The following is a 23,749-nucleotide window of genomic DNA, read 5'->3' as shown; positions in this document are numbered from 1 at the left end:
CTCGTAACTTGACACTCGTGAATGTGACAGTTGTTAGAGGCTGCGTCAATAGGCTTGATCCCCGCCTGTGGACAAGTGCGGGGGCGGCGCCGGGTAGCTCTCAGGCAGGGGATCCCCTACGGGCCCGTACGTCTGGAGTCTGACGCGAGGACAGCTCTGCGGGGTGACGACCGGGGTGGCGCGCGTCACTACCTTCGTAGGTGTGACTGTGATCGCGACCGAAAGCCTGAGCAAGCGGTTCCCCCGGGTGACCGCGCTTGACCGGCTCTCCGTGGACGTCGGACCCGGTGTGACGGGGCTCGTCGGTGCCAATGGAGCCGGCAAGTCCACCTTGATCAAGATCCTGCTGGGTCTGTCCCCCGCCTCCGAGGGCCGAGCCGAAGTGCTCGGCCTGGACGTGGCCACCAAGGGCGCCGACATCCGCGAGCGCGTCGGATACATGCCGGAGCACGACTGCCTGCCGCCCGACGTCTCGGCCACCGAGTTCGTCGTCCACATGGCGCGCATGTCCGGACTTCCGCCCACCGCGGCCCGCGAGCGCACCGCGGACACCCTGCGCCATGTCGGTCTGTACGAGGAGCGCTACCGTCCCATCGGCGGCTACTCGACGGGCATGAAGCAGCGCGTCAAGCTCGCGCAGGCCCTCGTCCACGACCCGCAGCTGGTCTTCCTGGACGAGCCGACCAACGGCCTCGACCCGGTCGGCCGCGACGAGATGCTCGGCCTCATCCGCCGCATCCACACGGACTTCGGCATCTCGGTCCTGGTCACCTCGCACCTGCTGGGCGAGCTGGAGCGCACCTGCGACCACGTGATCGTGGTCGACGGCGGCAAGCTCCTGCGCTCCAGCTCCACCACCGACTTCACCCAGACCACGACCACCCTGGCGATCGAGGTCACCGACACCGACGCACACCCGGACGGCACCCGCGCGGTGCGCGACGCGCTCCACGCGCGCGGGGTGGACACTCACGACAGCAGCGGCCTCCCGGGCGCGGGCCACGTCCTCCTCCTGACGGCCACCGGCGAGGAGACGTACGACGTGATCCGCGACACGATCGCCGACCTCGGTCTCGGACTGGTGCGCATGGAACAGCGCAGACACCACATCTCCGAGGTCTTCACCGACGCCGACGCCGACACGGGCACCGGCCACGACGCGGAGCGGAAGGAGGCCGTAGGCCATGGCAATTGACCAGCCCCTGGTCCCCCAGCCGGGCGACCAGACCCGTATCCACAACATCGGCTACCGCAACTACAACGGCCCCCGCCTGGGCCGCGCCTACGCCCGCCGCTCCCTCTACTCGCAGTCCCTGCGCGGCGCCTACGGCCTCGGCCGCTCGGTGAAGTCCAAGGTCCTGCCGATGCTGCTGTTCGTGGTCATGTGCGTGCCCGCGGCCATCATGGTCGCCGTCGCGGTCGCCACGAAGGCGCACGACCTGCCGGTGAGCTACACCCGCTACGCGATCATCATGCAGGCCGTCATCAGCCTGTACGTCGCCTCGCAGGCACCCCAGTCCGTCTCGCGCGACCTGCGCTTCAAGACCGTGCCGCTGTACTTCTCACGGCCGATCGAGAGCGCCGACTACGTGCGGGCCAAGTTCGCGGCCCTGGCCTCGGCCATGTTCATCCTGACCGCCGCGCCGCTGATCGTGCTCTACGTGGGCGCACTGCTCGCCAAGCTGGACTTCGCCGACCAGACCAAGGGCTTCGGCCAGGGACTCGTCTCCGTGACCCTCCTCTCGCTGCTCTTCGCGGGCATCGGCCTGGTCATCGCCGCGGTCACCCCGCGCCGCGGCTTCGGCATCGCCGCCGTCATCGCCGTCCTGACCATCTCCTACGGCGCGGTCTCCACCCTCCAGGCGATCGCGGACGCGCAGAACGCGACCGGCGCCATCCCCTGGATCGGCCTCTTCTCGCCCGTCACGCTCATCGACGGACTCCAGTCGGCGTTCCTGGGCGCCGCCTCGGCCTTCCCCGGAGGCATCGGCCCCACCCACGTCGAAGGCGTGGTCTACGTCCTCGCCGTCCTGGGCCTCATCGCCGCGACCTACGGCCTCCTGATCCGCCGCTACCGGAAGGTGGGCCTGTGACCACGCTCTCCATCGACCACGTCTCCCGCTGGTTCGGCAACGTGGTCGCCGTCAACGACATCACCATGACCGTCGGCCCCGGAGTCACCGGACTGCTCGGTCCCAACGGCGCCGGGAAGTCCACCCTCATCAACATGATGGGCGGCTTCCTCGCCCCCTCCACCGGCACCGTCACCCTCGACGGCCAGCAGGTCTGGCGCAACGAACAGATCTACCGGCACATCGGCATCGTCCCCGAGCGCGAGGCGATGTACGACTTCCTCACGGGACGCGAATTCGTCGTCGCCAACGCCGAGCTGCACGGCCTCGGTGCCAAGGCGGCCCAGAAGGCGCTGGCCACGGTCGAGATGGAGTACGCGCAGGACCGCAAGATCTCGACGTACTCCAAGGGCATGCGCCAGCGCGTGAAGATGGCGTCCGCCCTGGTGCACGACCCGTCGCTGCTCCTGCTCGACGAGCCGTTCAACGGCATGGACCCGCGCCAGCGCATGCAGCTCATGGACCTGCTGCGGCGCATGGGCGACGAGGGCCGCACGGTGCTGTTCTCGTCCCACATCCTCGAAGAGGTCGAGCAACTCGCCTGGCACATCGAGGTGGTGGTCGCCGGACGGCACGCGGCCAGCGGTGACTTCCGCAAGATCCGCCGCCTGATGACCGACCGCCCGCACCGCTACCTGGTCCGCTCCAGCGACGACCGCGCCCTCGCGGCCGCGCTGATCGCCGACCCGTCGACGTCCGGCATCGAGGTCGACCCGGCCGAGGGCGCGCTGCGCGTCGAGGCCGTCGACTTCGCCCGGTTCACGGTCCTGCTGCCCCGGGTGGCCAAGGACCACGGCATCCGGCTGCTCACGGTCTCGCCGTCCGACGAGTCCCTCGAGTCCGTCTTCTCGTATCTCGTCGCGGCGTAGGAGGCCAAGATGTACGACCCCACAGTCGCCCGACTCACCTACCGCGCCCTGCTCGGCAAGCGGCGGGCCCTCATCCTGGGCGCCCTGCCCCTGCTGCTGATCGCGATCTCCGTGGTGGTGCGCGGCCTCGCCGGCGCCGACGACCAGACCGCGGTCGACGTCCTGGGCGGCCTCGGCCTCGCCACGATGGTGCCGATCATCGGCGTCATCGCGGGCACCGGCGCGATCGGCCCGGAGATCGACGACGGCTCGGTGGTGTACCTGCTGTCCAAGCCGCTGAAGCGGCCCACGATCATCTTCACCAAGCTCATCGTGGCCATCGCCGTCACCATGGTGTTCTCCGCGGTCCCCATGCTGATCGCCGGGCTCGTCCTCAACGGCAACGGCCAGCAGATCGCCGTCGCCTACACGGTGGCCGCGCTGGTCGCCTCCATTGCCTACGCGGCGCTCTTCCTGCTGCTCGGCACGGTCTCCCGGCACGCGGTCGTCTTCGGACTCGTCTACGCGCTCGTCTGGGAGGCCCTGTTCGGCTCCCTGGTCGCCGGTGCCCGCACCCTCAGCGTCCAGCAGTGGGCCCTGGCCGTCGCCCAGAAGGTGGCCGGCGGCGACCTGGTCACCTCGGACGTCGGACTGACCACGGCCACGGTGTTCCTCGTCGTCGTCACCGCTGGAGCGACCTGGTTCGCCGGGCAGAAGCTGCGCACGCTGAAGCTCGCGGGCGAGGAATGACAGGTCCTGATCTTGACGGGGGCTTCATCTCTGTCCGGGCACACTGGGCAAACGGGACGTAGGGCTGGGAGGACGGGGATGGCCGGAGAGGCGACGTACGGAGGCGGACAGGCGGAGTCCGGGGACGGCTGGGACAAGCTGGTCCTGGACGACGACTTCATACGCTCCGCAGAGACGGCCGAACCGTCGGCCCGCGCGCGGATGCTCGCCGCGCGCTGGCGGGCGGAGTCTCCCGAGCCGCAGCCGTGGCGCTCCGACGAGCCGCCCGCGGGATGGTTCTTCAGCAAGGCCCGGCGCCGGAAGTGGCGGCGGAAGTGAGCGTCCGCGCCCACGCGGCGGAGCCGCACGGTGTCACGGCCCGGCGCCCCTTCGGGAATCCCGGCTGAGCCCCGCTTAATTCGGTGGCACCCCACCCGGCTTACCGGCACAGTTGTCGTGTCGACGCCGGATCAGCCGGTGCCACTGACCGGGAGAGGAGCCGGACGACGTCGATGCACGACAGGACGTCCGACTCCCTTCAGGGCAGCCCGCGGCGGTCTCCGGAGTAGTTACCCTCCGTCGAGTCGCCCACCACGGGGAGCTGCCCGGGCGGCCGCTTCGAGCACGCGACTCATTATCGCGTGGGCCGCCTTCCCTTTCGCCCTCATGCCAGGGGGCGTCTCACGCTGGGGCGGTTGCCCTCACCTACGCGAGCAACCGCTCCAGCACCACCGCGATCCCGTCCTCCTCGTTGGAGGCCGTCACCTCGTCCGCGACCGCCTTGAGCTCCTCGTGCGCGTTGGCCATCGCCACACCGCGGGACGCCCAGCCGAACATCGCGATGTCGTTGGGCATGTCGCCGAAGGCGATCGTGTCGGCGGCCTTGAGGCCCAGACGGCGGGCCGCGAGCGACAGGCCCGTGGCCTTGGAGAGGCCGAGCGGGAGCAGCTCGACGATGCCCTCGCCGGCCATCGCGACGGACACGAAGCCACCGGCCGACCGCTGGGCGGCCTCGGCGAGCTGGTCGTCCGTGAGGGTGGGGTGCTGGATGTAGATCTTGTTCAGCGGCGCCGCCCACAGCTCGGACACGTCCGAGAGCGGGGTCGACGGCAGCGAGCCCGTGAGCGCGTATCCGTCGCCGACCAGCACATCGCCGTCCAGGCCGTCCCGGCTCGCCGCGAGGTACAGCGGGCCGACCTCCGCCTCGACCTTGGCGAGCGCCACCCCGGCCAGCTGCCGGTCCAGCGTCACCGACGTCAGCAGGCGGTGCTCACCGGCGTCGTAGACCTGGGCGCCCTGGCCGCAGACCGCGAGGCCCTCGTAGCCGAGGTCGTCCAGGATGTGCCGGGTCCACGGGACCGCGCGGCCCGTCACGACGATGTGGGCCGCGCCCGCCGCGGTGGCCGCGGCGAGCGCGTCACGGGTACGCGAGGAGATCGACTCGTCGGAGCGCAGGAGCGTCCCGTCGAGGTCGGTCGCGATCAGCCTGTACGGGAAGCCGGTGCTCACTTGGCGACCGGCTCCAGCAGCTCACGGCCGCCCAGGTACGGACGCAGCACCTCGGGCACGCGCACGGAACCGTCGGGCAGCTGGTGGTTCTCCAGGATCGCCACGATCGTGCGCGGTACGGCGCACAGCGTGCCGTTGAGCGTGGCCAGCGGCTGGACCTTCTTGCCGTCGCGCAGCCGCACCGACAGGCGGCGGGCCTGGAAGCTGTCGCAGTTGGAGGCCGAGGTCAGCTCGCGGTACTTGCCCTGGGTCGGGATCCACGCCTCGCAGTCGAACTTGCGGGACGCCGACGAGCCCAGGTCGCCCGAGGCCACGTCGATGACCTGGAAGGGCAGTTCGAGGGCGGTGAGCCACTGCTTCTCCCAGTCCAGGAGACGCTGGTGCTCGTTCTCCGCATCCTCGGGGAGGACGTACGAGAACATCTCGACCTTGTCGAACTGGTGCACGCGGAAGATGCCCCGCGTGTCCTTGCCGTAGGTGCCGGCCTCGCGGCGGAAGCACGGGGAGAAGCCCGCGTAGCGCAGCGGGAGCTTCTCCGCGTCGAGGATCTCGTCCATGTGGTACGCGGCGAGGGGGACCTCGGAGGTGCCGACGAGATAGAAGTCGTCCTTCTCCAGGTGGTACACGTTCTCCGCGGCCTGGCCGAGGAAGCCGGTGCCCTCCATGGCGCGCGGGCGGACCAGCGCCGGGGTCAGCATCGGGACGAAGCCGGCCTCCGTGGCCTGCGCGATCGCCGCGTTGACGAGCGCCAGCTCCAGGAGGGCGCCGACGCCGGTGAGGTAGTAGAAGCGCGAGCCGGAGACCTTCGCGCCGCGCTCGACGTCGATGGCGCCGAGCGCCTCGCCCAGCTCCAGGTGGTCCTTGGGCTCGAAGCCCTCGGCGGCGAAGTCGCGGATCGTGCCGTGCGTCTCCAGGACGACGAAGTCCTCCTCGCCGCCGACGGGCACCTCCGGGTGCACGAGGTTGCCGAGCTGGAGCGCGAGGCGCTTGGTCTCCTCGTCCGCCTCGTGCTGCTCGGCGTCGGCCGCCTTGACGTCGGCGGCGAGCTGGCCGGTCTTCCTGAGCAGCTCGGCCTTCTCGTCGCCGGAGGCCTTGGGGATGAGCTTGCCGAGCGCCTTCTGCTCGGAACGCAGCTCGTCGAAGCGGACGCCGGACGACCTGCGCCGCTCGTCGGCGGACAGGAGAGCGTCGACGAGCGCGACGTCCTCTCCACGGGCGCGCTGGGACGCGCGCACACGGTCGGGGTCCTCACGGAGCAGGCGAAGGTCAATCACGCGACCAGGCTACCGGTGACGGGTTCCGGCTCACGACCCGGTATTCCGAACTGTTCCTTACCTCCCGTCATGCGGCAATTGCGCAGAGTGCCGGAGTGGGGTGGGGCGGGTCAATGAAAAGGCCGCACGCTCCCTGGAACGGGGCAGGCGCGAGGCGGCCCGTTGACTCGAATCCCTTGTGGGAAACGGGACTTGGGGATGCGGTTGTCCACAGGAATCCACATCCCGGAAGAGTTATCCACAGGGTGTGCGAAAGATCTGTGGACATCGGAAGTGATCATTTCCAAAGGGTTTCGCATCACGGGCAATTCCTGTCCCAAACGCTCCCCGGATCCACTTTCGGGTGGAAATGCGTCGCTCCATAGGATTGCCCGAAGGAAACAGGTGGACGAAGAGTGACCTACGCGCCGGTGGACGGATCGACCCCCTGTAGGGAGATTTGTCGACTGGATCGCACTTCGTTGTCGACTTGTCCCCAGGTCGAGAAGCGGACCTGTGGATAACTTCTGTGGATAACAAAGATACGCAGGTAGTACCGGGGTCCTGCACAGGCCCCACCGGTCAGAAACGGCCGTCCTGGCAGTGCGCGACCCAGTCCGCGGCGGCCAGGAAATCCTCGTCCGAGGTGGCCGGGAACAGCGGCCGGACCCCGTCCACCCCGACGTCCGCGCGCGGGTACGAACCCAGGAAGCGCACCTGCAGACAGATCCGCTTGAGCCCCGCCAGCGCCTCGGCCACCCGGCGGTCGGAGATGTGCCCCTCGGCGTCGATGCAGAAGCAGTAGTTGCCGATGCCGGCACCGGTCGGGCGGGACTGGAGCAGCATCAGGTTGATGCCCCGGGTGGCGAACTCGCCCAGCAGGTCGCGCAGACCGCCGGGATGGTCGTCCCGCTGCCAGATCACCACGGACGTCTTGTCCGCGCCGGTCGGCGCCGCGGGACGGGCGGGCCTGCCCACCAGCACGAACCGGGTCTGCGCGTTCTCCGCGTCGTGGATCCCGGTCTCTAGCGCCTCCAGGCCGTACCGGGCGGCGGCGAACTCACCGGCGAACGCGGCGTCGTAGCGGCCCTCCTGGACCAGGCGGGCGGCGTCCGCGTTCGAGGCCGCCGACTCCCACAGGGCGTCCGGGAGGTTCGCCTTCATCCAGTTGCGGACCTGCGGCTGGGCGGCGGGGTGCGCGGAGACCGTCTTGATGTCGGAGAGCTTCGTGCCCGGCCTGACCAGCAGAGCGAAGGTGATCGACAGCAGCACCTCGCGGTAGATCATCAGCGGCGCGCCCGCGACCAGCTCGTCCAGGGTGGTGGTGATGCCGCCCTCGACGGAGTTCTCGATCGGCACGAACGCGGCCTCGGCCTCGCCGGTGCGGACCGCGTCCAGCGCGGACTGCACGGACACGTACGGGATCAGCTCCCGGGTCGCCGCCTCGGGCAGCGTCCGCAGGGCGACTTCGGTGAAGGTGCCCTCAGGGCCGAGATACGCGTAGCTGGCTGGCATGACCTCACCCTAATGGGCCTTGCGAAACCCGGTGCACGCTTCCTCAGGGGGCCACTCCTTAGGGCGACGGCCTCACCCCTCCAGCAACCGCTGCCCCACGTACTCGCCCTCCGTCGCCCCGCCCGGCACCGCGAACAGGCCGCTCGCCTCGTGGCGGATGTACGTCGACAGGGCGTCTCCGCGGTCGAGTTTGCGCTGCACGGTGACGAAGCCGCGCAGCGGGTCCGCCTGCCAGCACACGAAGAGGAGCCCGGCGTCCGGGGTTCCGTCGGCGGCGATGCCGTCGTGGTACGAGAAGGGGCGCCGGAGCATCGCCGCCCCACCGTTCTGGTCGGGCCGGGCGATCCGGGCGTGCGCGTTGAGGGGGACCACCAGGTCGCCCTTCGCGTCGGTCTTCTCCAGGTCCATCGCGGTCGTCTCACCGCCCCCGGACAGCGCGGCCCCGTTCGACTTCCGGCGCCCGACCACGTTCTCCTGAGCGCCGACCGAGAGCTTCTCCCAGTCGTCGAGGAGCATGCGGATCCGGCGTACGACGGCGTAGGAGCCGTTCGCCATCCACGCCGGGTCGGTCGAACCGGACGCCGGCACGAAGATCCGCCGGTCGAAGTCGGACTCGGACGGCTTGGGGTTGCGGGTGCCGTCGAGCTGGCCCATGAGGTTGCGGGCGGTCATCGTGCGGGACGTGGCGCCCGGGGTCCGGTTGAAGCCGTTCATCTGCCAGCGGACCCTGGCCGCGCTCCCCGCGTCCTTCTGGATCGTGCGCAGGGCGTGGAAGGCGACCAGCGCGTCATTGGCGCCGATCTGCACCCACAGGTCGCCGTTGCTGCGCGCCTTGTCGAGGTGGTCGGAGGAGAAGTCCGGCAGCGGGTCGAGGGAGGCGGGCCGCTGCTTCTCCAGCCCGGTGCGGGAGAAGAAGGAGTTGCCGAACCCGAAGGTGATCGTCAGGGAGGAGGGTCCCGCGTCCCGGGCGACGTCCGTGTCGTCCTGGGCCGCCGCCTCGCCCGCCATCAGCCGCTGGGCGGTCGTCGACCAGCGGCGCAGCAGGGCCGCCGCCTCCTTGCGGCCCGCGCCGGCCGCCAGGTCGAAGGCGACGAGGTGGCCGCGGGCCTGGAGGCCCTCGGTGATGCCGGGCTGATGTTTCCCGTGAAACATCGCCATGTCCTCGCCGAGCGAGGTGAGCGGGGTGGCACCGGCGGGCGCGGACGCGTAGCCCACGGCCCCGCCCGCCGCGCCGAGCACGAGACCGGTGGCACCGGCCGTACCGAGGAGGCGCCGGCGGGAGATGCCCTCCCCAGGGGAGGCGTTTTCGGAAACGGCCTCCCCGGGGGGTGCCTCTACGGTCCGGGTCTGAGGATGGGACTGGTCGGGCATGGCGTGGCTCAGCCGATCTGCGCGTTCTTGTCGACGGTCGTCTGGTCGATGTCGGAGGTCCGCACGGTCACCGAGATCTTCCAGTCGCCCGCCATGGGGATCTGGATTCCGGTCGCTGCCCAGTGCCCGGTGGTGATGTGGTCGGGCGTCACGGGCAGCGGGCCGATCTTCTTCGCGGCGAGGGTGAAGGCGACCTTCACCTCGGGGACGTCGAAGGCCCGGCCGTTGGGGCGCTGCACATAGATGTGCATCTCGTTGCCGCCCACGCGCGCGGGGTCGAGGTCGAGCCGTATGACGCCCTTGCCGTCCGTGCCGCCGGTGTCGAAGGACATGTCCAGGGTCAGGGCGCCGGCGGAGGACGAGGAAGCGGCCGACGAGGAGGAGGCCTTGGCCGCCTTGGCGTCCTCCTCCGTGCGGCCCGGTTCGGTGGTCGTCAGGGCGGTGGTGACGGCCAGCACGGCCACGGCGACGGCGGCCTCGGCGAGCACCGACCGGCGCAGCCCGAACCGGATCGGATCGGCGTCCCGCAGCCGCTTCTGCCGCGTGGAGTCCACGGCGGCCTGCTGCCGGGCGAGTTGAGCGGCCCGCTTGGAACCGCCGGGCGCCTTGGAATCACCACCCTGGGAGGACGAGGACGAGGACGAGGACGACGACGATGAGGACGACGAGGACGCGGCCAGGGCGGAGTCGGCCTCGGCGGACGTCGTGGCGCTGGAGTCGGCGGTCTTCGAAGAGGCGCTGGCATGCGCCTTCTCTTTCTCCCGCTCCCCCTTCTTCTCCCGCTTCTCCCGCTCCTTCTTCTCGCCCGTGTCCGCCAGCCGTCCCGTCCAGCGCCGCGAGATCGACGCGATGCCGACGAGGAGCGCCACCAGCCCGATCTTCACGAGCAGCAACTGGCCGTAGCCGGTGTCGGTGAAGGCCGACCAGGAGCCGAGCTGGCGCCAGGACTGGTAGATGCCGGTCGCGACGAGGGCGAGGACGCTGCCGAAGGCGATGCGGGAGAAGTTCTGGACGGCCGTCCGCCCGACCTGGTTGTCGGCGGGTGCCCGGTAGAGCGCGACGAGGAGGGCGGAGAGGCCGCCGAGCCAGATCGCGACGGCGAGCAGGTGGACGACGTCGACGGGCATCGCGATGCCGGGCTGGAGCCCGGTCGAGGCGTGCTCGGCCAGCGCCCAGCTCGCGGCGAGCCCGGCGGCCACCACACCGCCGCCGATCGCGAGACCGAAGGTGAGGTCCCGCTTCTCCTCGTCCTCGCGCTTGTCGTAGGTGCCGAAGAGCACGGCGATGAACAGCGCGGCGGCGGCGAGCAGCAGCAGCCGGGAGACGAGCGCGGCGCCGGTCTTGGTCTGGAGGACCTGTCCGACGAGGTTCAGGTCGAAGATGTCGCCGAGCTTGCCGGTGGTCGTGTACGAGCCGCGCAGGAGCAGCAGCCAGAGCGTGGCCGCGGTGAGCGAGACCCAGCCGGAGACGACGAGCCGCTGCAGCGCCCGCACCCCGGCGCCCCGCTGCCAGCAGGCCAGGACGAAGGCGGCGCCGCCGACCATGACGATGAAACCGGCGTACGACATGTAGCGCCCGAAGCCGTAGAGCCCGCCGACGAGCCCGCCGCCGACGTCCTGGTCGGAGACGGAGACGGTGGTCTTGGAGGGGGCGCCGACGGAGAAGGTGAAGGCGCCGGCCACGGGGTGGCTGTCGGCCGAGACGACCTGCCAGGCCACGGTGTAGGTGCCGTCGGCCAGGCCGCTGCGGACCTGGATGGCGTAGGTCGTACCGCTGATGTTGGAGGGTTTGCCGACGTCGACGCGTTTGCCCTTCGGGTCGAGGACGCGCAGCGAGTCGTCGTTCGTGGAGACCTTCTCGGAGAAGGTGAGCGAGATCTGCGTCGGAGCCTTGTCGACCACCACCCCCGAACTGGGGTCGCTGCCGGTCAGCGCGGCGTGCGCGGAGGCGGTACCGGCCCCGGCGAAGAGCATGCCGGTGACGGCCAGGAACAGCAGCACCAGATTGCGGACGCGGGGGGTGATGGTCGTGGTCAAGGTGGGGTCCCTCCCTCAGTGCCCGGTCGTGGGGTTGTACGTGGCCGACTTCACCGGCATCTCAACCGTGAGAGGGCCGGACTTGGCAAAGTGCAGCTTCACGGTCACGTGATCGCCCTGCTTGAGCGTGTGCTTCAGCTTGTCGAACATCAGGTGGTTGCCCCCGCTCTTGAACACGAGTTGACCGTGTGCGGGCACATCGAGGGACTTCACCTCCTCCATCGACTGACCGACGGTCTCGTGCACGGAGACCGGGCCGAGGTCGCTGGTGACGGAGGTCAGCTCGTCCTTCGCGTCGCCCTTGTTGGCGATGTCCAGGAAGCCCGCGGCCATCTCCGAGACCGGCTGGGGCATGTAGGCGGAGCTGACGGAGAGCTGGGCCTTGGCGTCGTCCGAGCCGCCGCAGCCCGTGAGGACCAGTGCCCCCGCGAGGACGACGACGGAGGACGCGACCGCGTGTCTCACGGCGTCTCCCCCTTCACGATCTTGGGGAGGTCCTTGGTGTAGTCGTCGACGGTGGTGTCCTCGCCGTAGAGCAGGTACCCGCCGTTGGTCTTCGGGGAGAACGCGACGACCTGGGTGCCGTGGACCGAGACCAGCTTGCCGTTCTTGTCCTTCGAGGTCGGCTCGATGGAGATGCCGATCGAGCGGGCGCCGGCCTGGATGTCGGCGAACTTCCCGGTCAGGCCGACGAACTGGGTGTCGATGCCCTTGAGCCACTTGCCGAGTTCCGAGGGGGTGTCCCGGGCCGGGTCGGTGGTGACGAACACGACGAGCAGCTTGTCCTGTTCGGCCTTGGGCAGCGCCTTCTTGGCGACGGCGATGTTGTTCATCGTCAGCGGGCAGATGTCGGGGCAGTGGGTGTAGCCGAAGTAGATCAGCGTCGGACGGCCCTTGGACTCCGCCCGCAGGTCGTACTTCTTGCCGTGCGTGTCCGTGAGCACCAGGTCCGGCTTCTCGAACGGGGTGTCGAGCACGGTGGCGGCCTGCGTCGCGGTGTCGGCGGAGACCGCGGCGACGGGGCTCTTGCCGTCGTCCCCGCTGCCGCAGGCGGAGAGCGTCAGGGTGGCGGCGGCGAGCAGGACGGCCGCCGCGAACGTCTTCTTGCGCATAGGAAAATGTCCCAGTTGTGAGAGCTCCGGCGCGCACCGGGGTCGTCGCGAGAGTCGCACGGACCCCTGTGCGCGCCATGAGTGAACGGGCCTCAGACGGTCGTACGCCGTCGACCGGCCAGAACGCCGTACGCCACGCCCGCGGCGCCGACGACGATGCCGACCACGCCGAGGACGCGGGCGGTGGTGTCGGAGGAACCGGAGGACGACGACGTGGAGTCGGCGGCGGTGGTCTCGGTCTTCTTCGCGGTGTCGGAGGCGTCCTCGGCGGTCGCGCCGGACGCGGCGGCGGAGGTCAGCTTGAGGGTGGGAGCCGGGTTGTCGGGCTCCTCCTCGCCGTCCTTCTGCACCTCGATCCAGCGCACGACCTCCTTGTTGGAGTACGTCTGCAGCGCCTTGAAGACGAGCTGATCGGCGTCCGTGGGCAGCATGCCGACGGAGACCGGGAACTTCTGGAAGTAGCCGGGCTCGACGCCCTTGCCGGTCGCGGTCCAGGTGACCTTGGTGACGGCCTCGGTGATCGTCTCGCCGTGCATCTCGGCGGGCTGGGCGAGCTTCGACTTGGTGACCTTGACGGTCCAGCCCGCGATCGGCTCCGGCATCACGGAGGCCAGCGGGTGGTCGGTCGGGAAGTTCACTTCCAGCTTGGTGGTCGAGGCGTCGTCACGCTCGTTCGGGACCTTGAAGTCCACGACCGCGTAGCCGCCCTTGACGGCCGCGCCCTCCGGCTGCACGGAGACGTGCGCGAAGGCGGGGGAGGACAGGACGAGCACGGCCGAGCCGGCGACACCGACGGCGGCGGCGATACGAGAAGCCTTCATGAAAGGAGCACTCCACTTCGAGTTCGAGCGAGTTCCGGTGGTGAAGAGGGGCGCGTGGTGTCCCAGGTGCACCGGGGGTTCCCGGCGGAAGAACACGGGCACGCGCGTGTGCCGCACGACGGCGGCCTCTCCACGCACGGAACGGAAGGGAGTGCGAGGTCGGTGGTCGCGTCGCGTCAGGCGGCGAGGGTGTGTGCGGCGGCGGCCGGCGGGCCGCGGCGGATCACCGAGTGCTGGAGCGCGGTGGTGTGCGGCGCGGGCGGCGCGAACAGGGCGCCCCGGCACGGGCGCGGGCCCGCCTCGGGCGCCCCCGGCAGTCCGGCCCGCAGGGCGCGCACCAGGGCGAGGGCCCCGCGCAGGGACCGTACGAGCGCCCCTTCGGCGACTCCGTGCGCCGACAGTTCCATCAGACGCAGCAGCGCCTGGTCCCCGCGCCGCAGCAGCCAGCCCGCGGCGAGCGCCGCGAGGACGTGACCGAGCAGCATCGACAGGGACGGGAACAGCGACATCGAGGAGGAGGCGGCGGACGTGGACATGGCGTCCGCCGAGTGATGCATGGACGCCATCGACCCCATGGCGCTCATCGAGCCCGCCGAGCCGTTCGAGCCCGTGGAGCCCGAAGCCGGCAGCAGGCGCGCGTCGGTGAGGATCTGATGGGCCTGCGCCGGGCTGATCGCCGCCGCGGTGGTTCCGCAGAGCAGATGCGCGGCGCGCGCGACGAGCGTGGCGTCCGACGCCGACAGGGAACCGCCACTGGACGTGCCCGTGCTCTGCCCGAGCCCGAACAGCGTGTGCAGCACGGTCTGTCCGACCGCGAGCGGTATCGCGATCCCCGGCAGCGAGCGCGCCCGCCCGGCGAGCGGCGCGACGACGAGGAAGGTCGCGAGGAAGCCCGCGCCCACGGTCCACAGCGGAACGGTCGCGCAGGAGGCGATCGCGTGACCGGCCGCGGCCAGCACGACACAGACCGCGGCGAACACCGCGGCCCGCAGGACCCGGAGTTCACCTCCGGAGCGCGCCGTACGTGGGTGGGGGGCAGTCATGGCGGGCTCATCATCGCACCGGCTCCGTCGTGGCTATACGGCAGGTCCGCCACATCGGGGCCATAGTGTGTTGTACGTCACAAAGATCACTCTCCGGTGTGGGCTACCTCCGGATACACCAATTACGTTTGGGACACATCCCCCATATGGGCGGCATCACGTCAACTCCGTGCTTACGCAGGGGCACTGGCGGCAATAGGTATCACTATGTCGAGCCGCGGCCGGGAGGCTGGAGCATGAGCATCTGGTGGTCACTCCATCTGAGGCGAGAGGCCGCGAGCGTCCCGCTCGCGCGGCGACTGTTCCTCGGCACGATGGAGACCGCGGGCGTCGACCCGGACATCTCCTACGACCTCTCCGTCGCCCTCACCGAGGCCTGCGCCAACGCCGTCGAGCACGGCGGCGACACCGCGCTCGGCACGTCCTCGGAGGCGTACCGGGTCACCGCGTACCTCGACGGCGAGAAGTGCCGTATCGAGGTCGCCGACTCGGGCCCCGGTTTCGCCCGCACCCAGTCCGTCCGCCCGGCCCCGAGCGAGGCGGAGAACGGTCGCGGACTGTGTCTCATCCAGGAACTCGCCGACCACGTCCACATCGGCAACAAACCGGGCGTGGGCGGCGCGGTGGTGAGCTTCGACAAGATCCTGAAGTGGCGGAAGGACGCCCCGCTGATGGCGGTGTAAGGACGTGCCCGGGGCGGGTGTCCGGAGCGCCGCGCGACGGCGGCAGAATCTGCGGATGGACATCCGACCCGAACACCTGGCCGACGGCGTCACCCTGCGGCTCGTCGAGCAGGCCGACGCCCCGGCGCTGGCCGCCACCCACCTGGAGAACAGGGAGCGGATGCGGCCCTGGGAGCCGTACCGCCCGGAGGACTACTACACCGCCGAAGGACAGCGCGAGCGCGTGACGGCGCAGCTGCGGGAGTTCGAGGCGGGTCGGCTCGTGCCCCTGCTGCTCGTCTCCGACGGGCGGATCGCCGGGGCCTTCACCCTGTCGGGAGTCGCGCTCGGCCCCCTCCGCAGCGCCTCGCTCGGCTACTGGATCGCCGGCGACTTCCAGGGGCGCGGCCTTGCTACCACCGCGGTCGGACGGATGTGTGTGATCGCCCGGGAGAAGGTCGGGCTGCACCGGCTGGAGGCGGGCACCCGGCTCGACAACCTGGGCTCCCAACGCGTCCTGGAGAAGAGCGGGTTCGAGCCGATCGGGATGGCTCCGCGCTTTCTGCACATCGACGGGGAGTGGCGCGACCACCGGCTGTTCCAGCGGATCCTGCACGACGACGATCCGACGCCGGTCTCCTGACGGTCCGAACCCGGCCTCCTGACGACCCGGCGTCAGCTTTCTCAGGATTCTTACCTTGCGCACAGCCCAGGCCCATGACCCTGACGGGTGCCGTCCCTAGCTTCCCGATCATGACGGGAAACCAAGGAAGTCACGGAACCCACAGGGACAAAACGATCAGCCGGCGCCGCGCCCTCGCGGTGACCGGCGGGACGGTCGTCGCCGGCGGACTCGTGGTGGGCGGCCTCCAGTCGGCGTTCGCCGACACGGCCGACACCACCGACGCGGACGCCTCGGCCTCCGCCGGCTCCACCAGCGGTGAGTGCATGACGCTGATGACGAGCGTCACGGAGGGCCCCTACTACCTCGACGGCGCCCTGGTGCGCAAGGACATCACCGAGGGCAAGGCAGGCGTCCCGCTCACCCTGCGCCTGACCGTCGTCGACGCCACCGACGGCTGCACCCCGGTCAAGGGCGCGGCCGTCGAGATCTGGCACTGCGACGCCTGGGGCTACTACTCCGGCTACACCACCGCCAACCCCGGCGGCTCCGCCCCCGCCGAGAGCGAGGAGGGCGACTCGGCCAACGACCAGACGTATCTGCGGGGCTACCAGGTCGCCAACGCCAACGGGGTCGTCAAGTTCGAGACGATCTTCCCGGGCTGGTACACACCCCGCACCTGCCACATCCACGTCAAGGTGCACACCGGCGGCGAGAAGGCGGACGGCACCTACGAGGGCGGCAAGGTCAACTACACCGGCCAGCTGTTCTTCGCCGACGACATCGCCGAGGAGATCTTCACCCTCGACCCGTACGCGAAGCACACAGGCACCTACACCGTCCTCGCCGACGACATGGTCTACGACGGCGGAGGCGCAGCCAGCGGTCTGCTCACCCTCAAGGCCGTGCACAAGAAGGACCCGTCCAAGGGCTACAAGGGCTCCCTGACGCTCGGCGTCGACCCGGACGCGGAGAACACCGGCGCGGGCAGCGGCGGAGGCGGCACACCGCCCAGCGGCGCCCCCACGGGCGCGCCGCCGTCCGACGGCGCAAGCCCCTCCCCCTCGGCCTCCGCCTCCTCGTAAGGTACGACGATGCAGAGCCGCGAGGACGAGGCTTTGGCGCGGGCCGCCGTGGACGCGCTGACCGGGCAACTGGCGCTGGCTCCCAAGCCGGGGCTGCCCGACCCGCGCGACCTGGCCGCCCGGACGACCCGGGTGGACCACCGCGCCCTGCGCTGGTCGGCCAAGGCGCTGGTCCCCGGCCTCGCGGCGATGGCCGCCGCCGCCCGCCGCACCGGCGAGCCCACCCCTCAACTCCGCGCCGAACTGGGCGCGATAGGCCGCTGCGCCGAACATTCCCTGGCCCTCGCGGGCGGCGGCCACCGGGGTGCCCTGTGGGCGCTGGGCCTCCTGGTGGCCGCCGCCGCCCTCGACCCCCGTGCCGGGGCGAAGGACGTCGCCGCGACCGCGAAGCGCATCGCCACCCATCCCGACCGGCGCGCCCCGCGCCGCCCCTCACGCGGTTCGTCGATCTCGGCCACGTACGGCGCGGCCGGTGCGCGCGGCGAGGCCAAGGCCGGATTCCCGCACGTACGGCGGGCGTTGGACACCCTCGGCACGGTCCGCGCGAGCGGCGCCACGGAGACCCAGGCCCGCCTGGACGCGCTCCTCACCGTGATGTCCACCCTCCAGGACACCGAACTCCTGCATACGGCGGGCCCGTTGGGGCTGCGGCACGTCCAGGCGGGCGCCCGCGCGATCCTGGAGACGGGCGGCACGGCCACGGAGGAGGGCGCCCGGGCACTGTCCGCCTTCGACACCGACCTCCACACGCGCGCGTGGAGCCCACGCGGAAGCGCGGGACTCCTGGCGGGCGCGCTGTTCCTGGACTCGCTGCCGGTCAGCTCGTCACCACCGGCTGCCTGACGGCCACTTCACCGCGTTCCGCCGCCCGCCGCACCGCCGGCCCCATCGCGTACGACGCCATGACCGTCGCTCCGCCCAGCAGCAGCCAGCCCGGTGTCCCCCACTCCAGGAGGAGGGACGTGAGCACCAGGGGGCCCATCGTCCGGGCGACCGTGACGCCGGTCCCGAAGAAGCCCTGGTACTCGCCCACCCGGTCGGCCGGGGCCAGGTCGAAGGAGAGCTGCCAGGAACCCGCCGACTGGCCCATCTCGGCGGCCACTTGGAGTACGGCGCCGACCACCAGCGCCGCCACGGCCACCCACGGCGACGCGCCCGCCGACAGTGCGAACACCGCGCAGGCCGTCAGCATGATCCAGCCGGACCGGCGCACCGCGCGCGTGGCCGACGCGAGCCCCGTGATCCCGCGGGCCGTCCGCACCTGGAAGGCCATCACCGCCCCGGTGTTGAGCACGAACAGCGCGGAGACCAGCCAGGTCGGCGCGTCGGTCCGCTCGGCGATCCACAGCGGCAGCCCGAGGCTGAGCAACGGCATCCGGAGCAGCAGCACGGTGTTGAGCAGCGTGACGACGGCGTACGGCCGGTCCCGCAGCACCCCGAGCCCGCCGGCCTTCCGCACCCGCGCGCCGCGCACCGACGGCAGCCGCAGCAGCAGCCCGGCGCACACCAGGAAGCTCACCGCGTCCAGCGCGAACACCCCGAGGTACGCCGACCGCGTCCCCGCCCGCAGCGCGAGCCCGCCGAGTCCCGCGCCGACCGCGAGACCGGCGTTCAGCGTCGACTGGAGGTGCGCCAGCAGCCCGGTCCGCTCCCCGGCGGACACCAGCCCCGCCAGCAGCGCCTGCCGGGCCGCCGCGAGCCCCGACTGCGCGGAGGCGTAGGCGCACGCGGCGATCACGAACGGCACGAAGCCCCGGACGACGAGGAAGGACGCCACCGCGAGCCCCGTGGCCAGCGCCAGCAGCACCGCCGTCCCGCGCGGCCCGCGCCGGTCGGCCAGCCGCCCCAGCGGCACCCCGACCAGCGAACCGACGGCCCACGCGAGGGTGAGCCCGAGCCCCACGCGCGCGGGGGCGAGCCCGACGACGTGGGTGAAGTACAGCGCCGAGGTCACGTAGTAGGCGCCGTCGCCGACCGAGTTGGTCAACTGGGCGAGCGCCAGGGTGCGGTGCGGTCCTGCGGGCGGGACGAGCGAGTTCGTCATGGCTACGACGTTAGAAGCCCAGTGGGCCTGTGAAGAGGCCCAATCACTGCCCCTTTTATTGGCCCAATTGGACCTCGTCAGGCGCTGTCAGACCCCCGCCAGACCCCGTCGGGTCCCGTCAGGTCCCGTCCAGCACCCGGCCCAGCGCCTCCAGCGCGTCCGGATAGACCCGCTCCCTGGGCGTCCCGTATCCGACCACCAGCCCCTGTGGCCGCCCTGCGTCCGGCCCCGGCGAGTGCCAGTGCTCACCCAGCCGCCCCACCGCGAGCCCCTCCTTCTCCGCCCGCGCGAGCGCCGCTTCCTCGTCGGGTACCTCCACCAGGGCGTGCAGCCCCGCCGCGATGCCGTACACGTTCGCCTGCGCCCCCAGCCGGCCGAGGAGCTGGTCGCGGCGGCGCCGGTACCGCAGTCGGCACGCGCGCACGTGCCGGTCGTAGGCATGGCTGTCGATCAGTTCGGCGAGTGCCAGCTGGCCGATGGTCTCGGTGTGGTGGTCGCTGTGCAGCTTGGCGTCGGCGACCGCGTCGACCAGGTGTGGCGGCAGCACCATCCAGCCCAGCCGCAGCGCCGGTCCGAGGGTCTTGGACGCGGTCCCCAGGTACACGACCTGGCCCGGTGCCATCCCCTGGAGCGCGCCCACGGGCTGACGGTCGTAGCGGAACTCCCCGTCGTAGTCGTCCTCGACGATCAGGCCCCCACGCGCGCGTGCCCAGTCGGTGAGCGCGCGTCTGCGTTCGGGGTGCAGGGTGACGCCCGTCGGGTACTGGTGGGCCGGTGTCACCACCACGGCCGCCACGTCCCCCAACTCCTCGGCCCGGGCGCCCCGTTCGTCGACCCCTACGGGCACCACACGGCCGCCGTTGTGCCGGACCACCTCCCGGTGGAAGGGCAGCCCCGGGTCCTCCATGGCCACCCTGGAGCCGTCGAGCACGCGCGTGAGGAGCGCGAGCCCCTGGACGTACCCGGAGGTGATCACGATCCGCTCCGGCGGCGCGATCACCCCGCGCGCCCGCCCCAGGTACCCCGACAGCGCCGTCCGCAGCTCGATCCGGCCGCGCGGGTCCCCGTAGTCGTACGCCAGGGAGGGTGCCGTCGCGATGGCGCGGCGCAGGGAGCGCAGCCAGGCCGCCGCCGGGAACGCGCCGACGTCGGGGCTGCCGGGCCGCAGGTCGAAACGGGGCACACGCGCGCGTGCCGCCGCGCCCGGTGCCTCCGCGTCGACGGAGGGCAGCAGCGCGACCTGGGTGCCGGACCCCTGGCGCGCGGTGAGGTAGCCCTCGGCCACGAGCTGGTCGTAGGCCGCCTTCGCGGTGCCCCTGGAGACGCCGAGTTCGGCCGCGAGACGGCGGGTCGCCGGGAGACGGGTGCCGGGGGCGAGGCGGCCGTCCCGGACGGCGTCCCGGAGGGCGCGTTCGAGACCGGCCCTCCGGCCGCCCTCCGGGTCGGGTTCCACGTGCAGGTCGACGCCGACACCTGACCAGAAGTCGTTCACGAAAAAGCCCTCCCCCTAGGCGCGTTCATGAAAAATGCCCTCCCCGGGGCACACGATCGGCACACCAATGGCCGGACACCGCAGGTGTGCCCGGCCATCAGTCTTGTATCAGGTGCCCGCCGACGACCGTCAGCCCTTGAGGGATGCCATCCAGCTCTCGACCTCGGCCGAGGTCCTGGGCAGGCCGTCCGAGAGGTTCCGGTTGCCGTCCTCGGTCACCAGGATGTCGTCCTCGATGCGGACACCGATGCCCCGGTACTCCTCGGGGACGGTGAGGTCGTCCGCCTGGAAGTACAGGCCGGGCTCCACCGTGAGGACCATGCCGGGCTCCAGGGTGCCCTCGACGTACGTCTCGGTCCGCGCGGCCGCGCAGTCGTGGACGTCCAGGCCGAGCATGTGGCCCGTGCCGTGCAGCGTCCACCGGCGCTGGAGACCCAGCTCCAGGACGCGCTCCACGGGCCCCTCGACCAGGCCCCACTCGACGACCCGCTCGGCCAGCACGCGCTGCGCCGCGTCGTGGAAGTCGCGGTACTTGCCGCCCGGCTGGACCGCCGCGATACCGGCCTCCTGGGCCTCGTAGACGGCGTCGTAGACCTGCTTCTGGATCTCGCTGAAGCGGCCGTTGACCGGCAGGGTGCGGGTGATGTCGGCGGTGTACAGGGTGTGCGTCTCGACGCCGGCGTCCAGGAGGAGCAGGTCGCCGGAGCGGACCGGACCGTCGTTGCGCACCCAGTGCAGGGTGGTGGCGTGCGGGCCTGCGGCGCAGATCGAGCCGTAGCCGACGTCGTTGCCCTCCACACGCGCGCGGAGGAAGAACGTGCCCTCGATGTAGCGCTCGCTGGTGGCCTCGGCCTTGTCGAGCACGCGCACGACGTCCTCGAAGCCGCGGGCCGTCGAGTCGACGGCCTTCTGCAGCTCGGCGACCTCGAACTCGTCCTTGACCAGGCGTGCTTCGGAGAGGAAGACCCGCAGTTCCTCGTCGCGCTCGGCGGTGACCTTGTCGGTCAGCGCGGCCTCGATGCCGGCGTCGTGGCTCCGGACGACCCGGACGGGTCCGGTGGCCTCGCGCAGGGCGTCGGGCAGCTCGCGGACGTCGGAGGCGGGGATGCCGTAGAGCCGCTCGGCCTCGGTGAGGGAGTGGCGGCGGCCGACCCACAGCTCGCCCTGGCCGGAGAGCCAGAACTCGCCGTTCTCGCGGTCGGAGCGCGGCAGGAGGTAGATCGTCGCCTTGTGGCCGTCCGCCGTGGGCTCCAGGACGAGAACGCCGTCCTCGGTGAGGTTGCCCGTCAGGTACGCGTACTCGACCGACGCCCGGAAGGGGTACTCGGTGTCGTTCGAGCGGGTCTTCAGGTTGCCCGCGGGGATCACCAGGCGCTCGCCCGGGAAGCGCGCGGAGAGCGCGGCACGGCGGCGGGCGGTGTGCCCGGCCTGCTCGACGGGCTGCAGGTCGTGCAGCTCGGTGTCGGCCCAGCCGGACTTCATGCTCTCGGCCAACTCGTCGGAGACGCCCGGGTACAGGCCGTTCTTCCGCTTCTTGATGGGCTCCTCAGGCTCCGCTTCCGGGGTCTCCGGATTGAGCTCGTCGGCCACGGTCATCCTCCTAGATACGGCACTGGACCCCGTCCATCGTACGGTCGTACGGAAGGGGGTCCAGGGCCGTATGGCCTGTTACACATGGCGTCCGGACGACTACGGACCCCTACTCGAAACGGGCCGCCAGGAGGACGACGTCCTCGTCGCTGTCGGCCGTGTCGAGGCCGTCCGGCAGGACCGTCCGCAGGACGTGGTCGGCGATCTTGGCCGGGTCGTCGCGCAGCGCCCTGGGGACACCGGCCGCCGCCGCGTGCAGACGGGCGAAGGCACGGTCCATGGGGTCGCCGGTGCGGTGCAGCAGGCCGTCCGTGTAGAGCAGGACCGTCTCGCCGGGCTCCGCCTCCAGCTCCACGCTCGGCGCCTCCCAGCAGGCCAGCATGCCCAGGGGCGCGGACACCGACGTCTCGACGAACTCCGTGCGCCGCTCGCCCACCAGGAGGGGCGGGCTGTGCCCGGCGCCGGCCAGGGTGATCTTGCGCAGCGCGGGCTCGCAGTAGGCGAACAGGGCGGTGGCCGAGCGGGCGGGCTCGGTGAGTCTCAGGAGCAGTTCGAGGTCGGACAGGACCGCGACCGGGTCCTCGCCCTCCATCACCGCGTACGCCCGCAGGGACGCGCGGAGCCGGCCCATCGCGGCGATCGCGCTCGGCCCGGAACCGGTCACCGAGCCGACCGCGAGCCCGAGCGCGGCATCGGGCAGCGGCAGCGCGTCGTACCAGTCACCGCCGCCGCGCGGACCCGTGCGGTGCAGCGCGGCGAGCTGCACCCCGGCCACCCGGGGGAGCCGGGACGGCAGCAGCTCCTCGGCGATGGTCGCCATGCACGCGCGCGTGCGCTCGACCTCGAGGACACGGGCGAGGTGCTCGGTGGCGTAGCGGGCGTACAGGCCGACGAGGTGGCGCTGCCGCTCGACCGGCTCGGCGGGCTCGTCGTACAGCCACACGGCGGCCCCGAGACGCCCGGCCGCGTCGCTCGCCAGCGGCAGCGCGTAACTGGCCGCGTAGCCCAGGCGTACGGCGACCTCGCGGTGGCGCGGGTCGAGGGCGTCCTCGGCGAACAGGTCCGGGTGCGCGATCTCGCCCCCCTCGCCGCCGGGAACGCCGTCGAGGATCTGGCCGTACGACATCGCCCCGCGCGGGACCGTCTCGATGTGGCCGAGGTCGGAGCGGTCGAGGCCGAGGCCGATGGTGGTGCGGGGGCCGAGTCCGTCGCCGGGCTCCAGGACGACGAGTCCGCGCCGGGCGCCCACCAGGGCGGCTCCGGCGCGCAGCAGCTCCTGGAGCGCTTCGTCGAGTGCGTCCGTGCGTGCCAGCCGCTCCGTGAGTTCATGGAGGGTCGTGAGATCGGAGACCCAGCCGGCGAGCCGGTCCTGGAGCAGGGTGCCTGGCGCGTTCGGAGCGGTTTCCTGCGTGTTCTGGGTGTGAGAGGTGGGGCTGGGAGGGGTCCCGGTGGCGGCGGACGCGGGCGCGACAGTGTGTGCGGGCGAGGGAACCGTTGAATCGATTCCGGCCACTTTCGGAGGGTGAGGGGCGTTCATGGCGTCCGGCTTTCCGACCGGTGCGTATTGCTCAAAAGCATCGCAAACCCCCATGTCATTCTGCGCCGCAAGCAGTGTCTCCACATGTACACGCACTCGTGAGGGGATGTCCAGCATTGTCCTGCCGGGATTCCTGGTGTCCATGGGTTTACCGGGTGTATTTCGCTCTCCCCTTGCGGATTGGCAAAGTTGGCTTAAAACTGCATCAGGGGACGGTCCATTGCGGTCGACTGGGCTTGCTCGACGGAGCGTCACAGCGGTCGTGATGGGTACGTACTCGGAGAAGGCCAGGGGTGGCGGGGGCCACCCGGAACCTGGTGAGGGACCCGGGCGTCTTAACCACCGACG

General features: G+C 71.2%; 22 protein-coding genes. 9 read left to right on the top strand and 13 right to left on the bottom strand.

Translation table 11 applies throughout. From position 1 onward, the window contains the following. Window positions 1–208: 208 nt before the first annotated feature. From ACIPTO_RS22865 to ACIPTO_RS22845, 5 genes are all read left to right on the top strand, one after another. Window positions 209–1,195 carry an ABC transporter ATP-binding protein gene (locus tag ACIPTO_RS22865; RefSeq protein WP_401195465.1) on the top strand — a complete coding sequence of 329 codons (987 nt, stop codon included), beginning with the start codon at window positions 209–211 and terminating at the stop codon, window positions 1,193–1,195. Continuing rightward, window positions 1,185–2,093, top strand: a complete 909-nt coding sequence (locus tag ACIPTO_RS22860) for an ABC transporter permease (RefSeq protein ID WP_401195021.1) — start codon at window positions 1,185–1,187, stop codon at window positions 2,091–2,093. Before ACIPTO_RS22865 ends, ACIPTO_RS22860 begins: the two co-directional genes overlap by 11 nt. After that, window positions 2,090–3,001: an ABC transporter ATP-binding protein gene (locus ACIPTO_RS22855; RefSeq protein WP_366318866.1), complete on the top strand. Its 912-nt coding sequence runs from the start codon at window positions 2,090–2,092 to the stop codon at window positions 2,999–3,001. The genes ACIPTO_RS22860 and ACIPTO_RS22855 overlap by 4 nt, the downstream gene beginning before the upstream one ends. Before the next feature lie 9 nt (window positions 3,002–3,010). Then, window positions 3,011–3,730: an ABC transporter permease gene (locus tag ACIPTO_RS22850; protein ID WP_366318868.1), complete on the top strand. Its 720-nt coding sequence runs from the start codon at window positions 3,011–3,013 to the stop codon at window positions 3,728–3,730. A 78-nt stretch (window positions 3,731–3,808) separates the two neighbouring features. Further along, window positions 3,809–4,048, top strand: coding sequence for a hypothetical protein (locus ACIPTO_RS22845; protein WP_366318870.1), 240 nt, complete (start codon window positions 3,809–3,811; stop codon window positions 4,046–4,048). A 366-nt stretch (window positions 4,049–4,414) separates the two neighbouring features. Here the strand turns inward: ACIPTO_RS22845 and ACIPTO_RS22840 are convergent, their stop codons facing one another. The 9 genes from ACIPTO_RS22840 to ACIPTO_RS22800 all read right to left on the bottom strand — a co-directional run bounded on the left by ACIPTO_RS22840 (window position 4,415) and on the right by ACIPTO_RS22800 (window position 14,369). Next, complete coding sequence (locus tag ACIPTO_RS22840) at window positions 4,415–5,218, bottom strand: HAD family hydrolase (RefSeq protein WP_401195017.1); 804 nt, start codon at window positions 5,216–5,218, stop codon at window positions 4,415–4,417. Continuing rightward, window positions 5,215–6,492 (bottom strand): serine--tRNA ligase, encoded by a 1,278-nt coding sequence (gene serS, locus ACIPTO_RS22835; protein WP_401195015.1) that lies wholly within the window; start codon window positions 6,490–6,492, stop codon window positions 5,215–5,217. The genes ACIPTO_RS22840 and serS overlap by 4 nt, the downstream gene beginning before the upstream one ends. Before the next feature lie 561 nt (window positions 6,493–7,053). After that, on the bottom strand, window positions 7,054–7,986 hold the full coding sequence (pheA, locus tag ACIPTO_RS22830) for a prephenate dehydratase (protein ID WP_366318876.1): 933 nt from the start codon (window positions 7,984–7,986) through the stop codon (window positions 7,054–7,056). Between the two features lie 72 nt (window positions 7,987–8,058). Then, entirely contained in the window at window positions 8,059–9,357 is a 1,299-nt protein-coding gene (efeB, locus tag ACIPTO_RS22825; RefSeq protein ID WP_401195013.1) for an iron uptake transporter deferrochelatase/peroxidase subunit, read from the bottom strand. Between the two features lie 8 nt (window positions 9,358–9,365). Then, window positions 9,366–11,393 (bottom strand): copper resistance CopC/CopD family protein, encoded by a 2,028-nt coding sequence (locus ACIPTO_RS22820; protein WP_401195011.1) that lies wholly within the window; start codon window positions 11,391–11,393, stop codon window positions 9,366–9,368. 15 nt (window positions 11,394–11,408) lie between these two features. Continuing rightward, window positions 11,409–11,858 (bottom strand): copper chaperone PCu(A)C, encoded by a 450-nt coding sequence (locus ACIPTO_RS22815; RefSeq protein WP_366318882.1) that lies wholly within the window; start codon window positions 11,856–11,858, stop codon window positions 11,409–11,411. Continuing rightward, on the bottom strand, window positions 11,855–12,505 hold the full coding sequence (locus ACIPTO_RS22810) for an SCO family protein (protein WP_366318884.1): 651 nt from the start codon (window positions 12,503–12,505) through the stop codon (window positions 11,855–11,857). Before ACIPTO_RS22810 ends, ACIPTO_RS22815 begins: the two co-directional genes overlap by 4 nt. A 92-nt stretch (window positions 12,506–12,597) precedes the next feature. Further along, window positions 12,598–13,326, bottom strand: coding sequence for a YcnI family protein (locus ACIPTO_RS22805; protein WP_401195007.1), 729 nt, complete (start codon window positions 13,324–13,326; stop codon window positions 12,598–12,600). A 176-nt stretch (window positions 13,327–13,502) separates the two neighbouring features. Next, window positions 13,503–14,369 carry a hypothetical protein gene (locus ACIPTO_RS22800; protein WP_366318888.1) on the bottom strand — a complete coding sequence of 289 codons (867 nt, stop codon included), beginning with the start codon at window positions 14,367–14,369 and terminating at the stop codon, window positions 13,503–13,505. A 236-nt stretch (window positions 14,370–14,605) separates the two neighbouring features. Here ACIPTO_RS22800 and ACIPTO_RS22795 point away from each other — a divergent pair, with 236 nt between their 5' ends. The 4 genes from ACIPTO_RS22795 (at window position 14,606) to ACIPTO_RS22780 (ending at window position 17,581) form a co-directional block, all read left to right on the top strand. Beyond that, on the top strand, window positions 14,606–15,052 hold the full coding sequence (locus tag ACIPTO_RS22795; protein WP_366318890.1) for an ATP-binding protein: 447 nt from the start codon (window positions 14,606–14,608) through the stop codon (window positions 15,050–15,052). A gap of 55 nt (window positions 15,053–15,107) precedes the next feature. Then, window positions 15,108–15,674 carry a GNAT family N-acetyltransferase gene (locus ACIPTO_RS22790; protein WP_401195004.1) on the top strand — a complete coding sequence of 189 codons (567 nt, stop codon included), beginning with the start codon at window positions 15,108–15,110 and terminating at the stop codon, window positions 15,672–15,674. 179 nt (window positions 15,675–15,853) lie between these two features. Then, the gene (locus ACIPTO_RS22785) at window positions 15,854–16,738 is read left to right on the top strand and encodes an intradiol ring-cleavage dioxygenase (protein WP_401195463.1); all 885 of its coding nucleotides are present in this window, start codon (window positions 15,854–15,856) and stop codon (window positions 16,736–16,738) included. A gap of 9 nt (window positions 16,739–16,747) precedes the next feature. Beyond that, window positions 16,748–17,581, top strand: a complete 834-nt coding sequence (locus tag ACIPTO_RS22780) for a triphosphoribosyl-dephospho-CoA synthase (protein ID WP_401195001.1) — start codon at window positions 16,748–16,750, stop codon at window positions 17,579–17,581. Here the strand turns inward: ACIPTO_RS22780 and ACIPTO_RS22775 are convergent. The 4 genes from ACIPTO_RS22775 to ACIPTO_RS22760 all read right to left on the bottom strand — a co-directional run bounded on the left by ACIPTO_RS22775 (window position 17,556) and on the right by ACIPTO_RS22760 (window position 23,518). Beyond that, complete coding sequence (locus tag ACIPTO_RS22775) at window positions 17,556–18,782, bottom strand: MFS transporter (protein WP_366318898.1); 1,227 nt, start codon at window positions 18,780–18,782, stop codon at window positions 17,556–17,558. The genes ACIPTO_RS22780 and ACIPTO_RS22775 overlap by 26 nt on opposite strands. A 118-nt stretch (window positions 18,783–18,900) precedes the next feature. Then, complete coding sequence (locus ACIPTO_RS22770) at window positions 18,901–20,274, bottom strand: PLP-dependent aminotransferase family protein (protein WP_401194997.1); 1,374 nt, start codon at window positions 20,272–20,274, stop codon at window positions 18,901–18,903. Window positions 20,275–20,403: 129 nt separating this feature from the next. Beyond that, window positions 20,404–21,870 (bottom strand): aminopeptidase P family protein, encoded by a 1,467-nt coding sequence (locus ACIPTO_RS22765; RefSeq protein ID WP_366318902.1) that lies wholly within the window; start codon window positions 21,868–21,870, stop codon window positions 20,404–20,406. A 103-nt stretch (window positions 21,871–21,973) separates the two neighbouring features. Then, window positions 21,974–23,518, bottom strand: a complete 1,545-nt coding sequence (locus tag ACIPTO_RS22760) for a PP2C family protein-serine/threonine phosphatase (RefSeq protein WP_401195461.1) — start codon at window positions 23,516–23,518, stop codon at window positions 21,974–21,976. Window positions 23,519–23,749: the final 231 nt, after the last annotated feature.

This window comes from Streptomyces sp. NPDC090083, assembly GCF_044747445.1.
GTDB lineage: Bacteria > Actinomycetota > Actinomycetes > Streptomycetales > Streptomycetaceae > Streptomyces.
Note: the sequence above shows the minus strand (reverse complement) of the source record. Positions and strands in the feature narration are given on the sequence as shown.

Bases quoted from the DNA above. Each gene is read 5' to 3' on its own strand.
- ACIPTO_RS22860 (WP_401195021.1), top strand. From the start codon at position 1,185: ATGGCAATTGACCAGCCCCTGGTCCCCCAGCCGGGCGACCAGACCCGT.
- ACIPTO_RS22850 (WP_366318868.1), top strand. From the start codon at position 3,011: ATGTACGACCCCACAGTCGCCCGACTCACCTACCGCGCCCTGCTCGGC.
- ACIPTO_RS22845 (WP_366318870.1), top strand. From the start codon at position 3,809: ATGGCCGGAGAGGCGACGTACGGAGGCGGACAGGCGGAGTCCGGGGAC.
- pheA (WP_366318876.1), bottom strand. From the start codon at position 7,986: ATGCCAGCCAGCTACGCGTATCTCGGCCCTGAGGGCACCTTCACCGAA.
- efeB (WP_401195013.1), bottom strand. From the start codon at position 9,357: ATGCCCGACCAGTCCCATCCTCAGACCCGGACCGTAGAGGCACCCCCC.
- ACIPTO_RS22810 (WP_366318884.1), bottom strand. From the start codon at position 12,505: ATGCGCAAGAAGACGTTCGCGGCGGCCGTCCTGCTCGCCGCCGCCACC.
- ACIPTO_RS22805 (WP_401195007.1), bottom strand. From the start codon at position 13,326: ATGAAGGCTTCTCGTATCGCCGCCGCCGTCGGTGTCGCCGGCTCGGCC.
- ACIPTO_RS22800 (WP_366318888.1), bottom strand. From the start codon at position 14,369: ATGACTGCCCCCCACCCACGTACGGCGCGCTCCGGAGGTGAACTCCGG.
- ACIPTO_RS22795 (WP_366318890.1), top strand. From the start codon at position 14,606: ATGAGCATCTGGTGGTCACTCCATCTGAGGCGAGAGGCCGCGAGCGTC.
- ACIPTO_RS22790 (WP_401195004.1), top strand. From the start codon at position 15,108: ATGGACATCCGACCCGAACACCTGGCCGACGGCGTCACCCTGCGGCTC.
- ACIPTO_RS22780 (WP_401195001.1), top strand. From the start codon at position 16,748: ATGCAGAGCCGCGAGGACGAGGCTTTGGCGCGGGCCGCCGTGGACGCG.
- ACIPTO_RS22775 (WP_366318898.1), bottom strand. From the start codon at position 18,782: ATGACGAACTCGCTCGTCCCGCCCGCAGGACCGCACCGCACCCTGGCG.
- ACIPTO_RS22765 (WP_366318902.1), bottom strand. From the start codon at position 21,870: ATGACCGTGGCCGACGAGCTCAATCCGGAGACCCCGGAAGCGGAGCCT.
- ACIPTO_RS22760 (WP_401195461.1), bottom strand. From the start codon at position 23,518: ATGCTGGACATCCCCTCACGAGTGCGTGTACATGTGGAGACACTGCTT.